The organism is Tardiphaga sp., assembly GCF_028290785.1.
In the GTDB taxonomy this organism is placed as follows: domain Bacteria; phylum Pseudomonadota; class Alphaproteobacteria; order Rhizobiales; family Xanthobacteraceae; genus Tardiphaga.
The window spans coordinates 1-3,831 of record NZ_JAQGJD010000287.1; the positions used below are offsets into that span (position 1 = coordinate 1).

Below are 3,831 nucleotides of genomic sequence, written 5' to 3' on the forward strand. Positions count from 1 at the left end.
TTGCCGCAAATGGCTCGCCCAGGGTCCGGCCGAGCGGCGTCACCGAATATTCGACGGCCACGGGCGAACCGGTGAGCACCCGCCGGCCGACGATCCCGCTGCGTTCCAGCCGGCGCAGCGCATCGACCAAGGCCTTCTGCGTGATCCCGCCCAACCGACGCTTCAAGGCATTGAATCGCGTCGGTTCGTCGAACAGCACGCCCAGGATCAACACCGACCATTTATCCGCGATGAGATCCAGAACGTGGCGGTTCGGGCATTCGCTGTTGAAGATCTGCATATCGTCGTCGGGCATCGCGGTATGTCCCAATATACCTAGTCACATCCAAGTGCGTAATTGATACCTGGTACATGATCTATATCACGGTGGCTCCTGAAACCGGAGCGCCATGATGACCCTGTTCGACCCCTACTGCCGTTCCCCGTCCGCGTGCCGCCCATGAAGGTCGCTGTCATCGGCGCCACCGGCAGCACCGGCGCGCTTGTTATCGACAGGCTGCTGGCGCGGGGCCATGCCGTCGTGGCGATCGGCCGATCGCCGGCGCCGGCGCGCGAGCCGGCCACGACCTACACCGTGAAAACCGGCGACCTGACCTCCGTCGATTTCCTCGCCACCGCGATCGACGGCTGCGACGGCGTGATCTCCTGTCTTGGTCAGAACCGGGCATCGAAGAGTCTGTTTGCCAAACGGACCTCGCCGGCGGACCTGTTGCGCAACGTTGCCCGCGCCACCATTGCGGCCATCGGCAGCGATCGCCATCAGCGTCTCATCTATCTCAGCGCCTTCGGGGTGGGCGAGGACATGCCCAAGCACAGGATGTTCTTTCGCCTCGTGCTGCGTCTCAGCAGCATTCACGATGCCTATGTCGATCACGCCGCAGCGGAGGCGGCGATCAAGGCGTCAACGGTCGCATGGACGATCGTGAAGCCGCCCGGGCTGACGGACGCTGCGACCGACGTTCGACTGATCGACAAGAGCGCCGCCTGGTCGTCATTCGAATCCACGTCGAAGACATCGCTGGCGGCATTCCTGGTCGAGTGCGCCGAAGATCCGGCAACGGTCGGGCGCTCCATCACCCCTGGCGAACCATGATGGCATCGACAGGGGCGCTCCGGACGCGCCCTTGTCCTGCAGCGGGCCGCTCGCGGAAGAACCAGCGCGGCTCGGGAATCGGGTGGCTGCCGGCAGCGCCTTCGCGCCATGCTGGGCGCCAACACCGGAAACCCGTCATGACCGCCTCCTCGCCCGATCGCCTGCCCGCGACCTTCAACCGCCTCGCCTGGTCGAACCTTGCGGCGCAGTCCGCCGAGCAGATCGCGCTCGCCGCGGCGCCGATCGTGGCGGTGCTCGCGCTCGGCGTCGGCGAAGGCCAGACCGCGCTGCTGCAGACCGCGCTGACGCTGCCCTTCGTGCTGTTCGCGATTCCCGCCGGACTGCTCGCCGACCGCATTTCGCGCCGCGCGCTGATGGCCTCCGCCGAAGCGCTGCGCGCCGCGGCGCTGCTGACGACCCTGGCGCTGATCTGGAGCGGTCTGCTGACGCTGCCGCTGTTGGCGCTGCTCGGTTTTGTCGCGGTGTGCGGCACCGTGGTCTACAGCGTCGCCGCGCCCTCGCTGGTGCCGTCTTTGGTCTCCGCGCCGCTGCTCTCCGCCGCGAACGCGCGGATCGAACTGGCGCGCACCGTCGCTTTCGCCAGCGGTCCGGCGCTCGGCGGCGTGCTGGTCGGCCTGGTCGGCGCGGCGCCGGCGTTCGGCGTCGCCGCGGCGCTGTCTATCGTCGCGGTGGTGCTGCTGTCGGGCATCTTTGAGCCCGCCCGCGCGACGCTGCCGCGACGCCGGCCGATGCAGGACACCGCGGAAGGGCTGGCCTTCGTCGCGCATCATCCGCTGCTGCGGCCGGTGTTCGTGACGCAGCTGATCTTCAACGTCGCGTCGTTCCCGATCCTTGCGGTGTTCGTGCCCTACGCCGTCCGCCATCTCGGCCTCAGCGCCGCCGGCGTCGGTTTGACGCTCGGCCTGTACGGCGTCGGCATGGTGGTCGGCGCGCTGGTCGCAACCAGGATCATGCAACGGCTGCCGTTCGGCACGGTGATTGCGCTCGGTCCGGTCACCGGCTTCGTCGGCTCGCTGGTGATGGCACTGACGACCTGGATCGCCTCGCCGGCGCTCGCCGGCCTGAGCTTCTTCCTGCTCGGCGTCGGCCCGATCCTTTGGGTCATCTCCACCGCGACATTGCGCCAGTCGGTGACGCCGCCCAGCCTGCTCGGCCGCGTCTCCGCGATCAACATTTTGAGCTATGGCGCGCGCCCGATCGGCACCGGCATCGCGGCCGTGGTCGGTGGCTTCTACAACGCCGAGGCCTGCTTGTATCTCGCGGTGTTCGGCTTCGCCGGCCAGGCGCTGGTCATCCTGATGTCGCCCGCGGTGGCGCTGGCGCGGCAGCCGGAGATAGTCGGCGAACCCGCACGCGCCTGACGGGTCTTGCGGCAAAACCAAGGCAAATACCGTCAACGGAAACTGCGAATTCGGTTTCGCCAGCCATTCCAATCTATTCAGGCCTCTTTGTATGATGTATATCATCCTTAAAATCTTGAGGCTGAATTATGACCGACCACGCCATCGACGGCATCGCAGACAGCGCGCCACAGCAAACTTCGTCCACGGCGCTGCAAATTGCAGTGCTCGCAGCGCTGGCGTCGATCGGCACGCTCGCCACCAACATCCTGCTGCCGTCGCTGCCGCAAATGGCGGTGTCGTTGAAGGTGACGACGCCGGCGGTGACGACATCGATCACGGTATTCCTGCTGGTATTCGCGCTCGGGCAACTGCTGGTCGGCCCGATCTCCGATCGCTACGGCCGCCGCATTCCGGTGCTCGCCGGCTTTGCGGTGTTCATCGCCGGCAGCATCTGGTGCGGCGTGGCCACCGACCTGCCGTCGCTGCTGATCGGTCGCGCGATCCAGGCCGCCGGCGCCTGCGCGACCTCGGTGCTGTCGCGCGCCATCGCCCGCGACCTGTTCACCGGGCCCGCACTGGCGCGCGCGTTGACGCTGGTGATGATCGCGCAGGCCGCAGCGCCCGGCTTCTCGCCGCTGCTCGGCGGCGGCCTCGATTACTACTTCGGCTGGCGCGCCGATTTCGTATTCGTCGGAATTTTCGCGATGCTCTCCGCCGCGGCCTTCGCTTACGTGCTCGGCGAAACCCATTCGTCGACGCGGATCCCGCTCAACCCGCTGGCGATCGGCAAGACCTATCTCAAACTCTCCGCTAACCGGCACTTCCTGGTGCCCGCGGCGACGGTCGCGCTGATTCTGGGCGGGCTGTTCTCGATTTTCTCAGCGGCGCCGCGGATTCTGATCGAAGGCTTCCACTTCACACCGATAATGCTCGGCCTGTTCTTCGCAGGCACCGTGATCGTGGTGTTCGGCTCGGGCATGCTGGCCGCGCGGCTGGCGCCCCGCATCGGACTTGATCGCGCGATCAGCATCGGGCTGTGGCTCGCCGGCGTCGGCAGCCTCGCGGTGCTCGCCGTGGCGTGGTTCAACGGCGATATCGTCTCGTTTGTCATCGCCACCTGCGTGTTCCTGCTCGGCATGGGCGTCGTCAATCCGCTCGGCACCGCGCAGGCACTGTCGCCGTTTGGCAGCCACGCGGGCGCGGCCTCGGCGCTGCTCGGCTTCTGGCAGATGATGGGCGCGGCGGTTGGCGTGCTGCTGGCTTCTACGATCGTGCCGCAGGCGATGCTGGCGCTCGGCATCGTTCTCGTGCTGGCCTCGGTGCTGGCGATCGTGCTGTACGCGCTGCGGGCGAAGGCTGCCTAACGCCGCGGCG

The 3,831-nt window shown here is 67.2% G+C and carries 4 protein-coding genes; 3 read left to right on the forward strand and 1 reads right to left on the reverse strand.

Translation table 11 applies throughout. The annotated features are described in order from the left end of the window. The coding region (locus JWR89_RS17310; RefSeq protein WP_299718308.1) for a helix-turn-helix domain-containing protein at positions 1-295 on the reverse strand (295 nt) is incomplete at its 3' end. 144 nt (positions 296-439) lie between these two features. On the opposite strand from JWR89_RS17310, the gene JWR89_RS17315 reads away from it, so the two are divergent. The 3 genes from JWR89_RS17315 (at position 440) to JWR89_RS17325 (ending at position 3,821) form a co-directional block, all read left to right on the forward strand. Continuing rightward, the gene (locus JWR89_RS17315; protein ID WP_299718310.1) at positions 440-1,093 is read left to right on the forward strand and encodes an NAD(P)H-binding protein; all 654 of its coding nucleotides are present in this window, start codon (positions 440-442) and stop codon (positions 1,091-1,093) included. Positions 1,094-1,230: 137 nt separating this feature from the next. Then, positions 1,231-2,475 (forward strand): MFS transporter, encoded by a 1,245-nt coding sequence (locus JWR89_RS17320; protein ID WP_299718312.1) that lies wholly within the window; start codon positions 1,231-1,233, stop codon positions 2,473-2,475. Positions 2,476-2,603: 128 nt separating this feature from the next. Further along, positions 2,604-3,821: a multidrug effflux MFS transporter gene (locus JWR89_RS17325; RefSeq protein ID WP_299718314.1), complete on the forward strand. Its 1,218-nt coding sequence runs from the start codon at positions 2,604-2,606 to the stop codon at positions 3,819-3,821. The last annotated feature ends 10 nt before the right edge of the window (positions 3,822-3,831 follow it).

Excerpts from the sequence above, each read along its gene's own strand:
- JWR89_RS17320 (WP_299718312.1), top strand. The coding sequence starts at position 1,231 with ATGACCGCCTCCTCGCCCGATCGCCTGCCCGCGACCTTCAACCGCCTC.
- JWR89_RS17325 (WP_299718314.1), top strand. The coding sequence starts at position 2,604 with ATGACCGACCACGCCATCGACGGCATCGCAGACAGCGCGCCACAGCAA.
- JWR89_RS17315 (WP_299718310.1), top strand. The coding sequence starts at position 440 with ATGAAGGTCGCTGTCATCGGCGCCACCGGCAGCACCGGCGCGCTTGTT.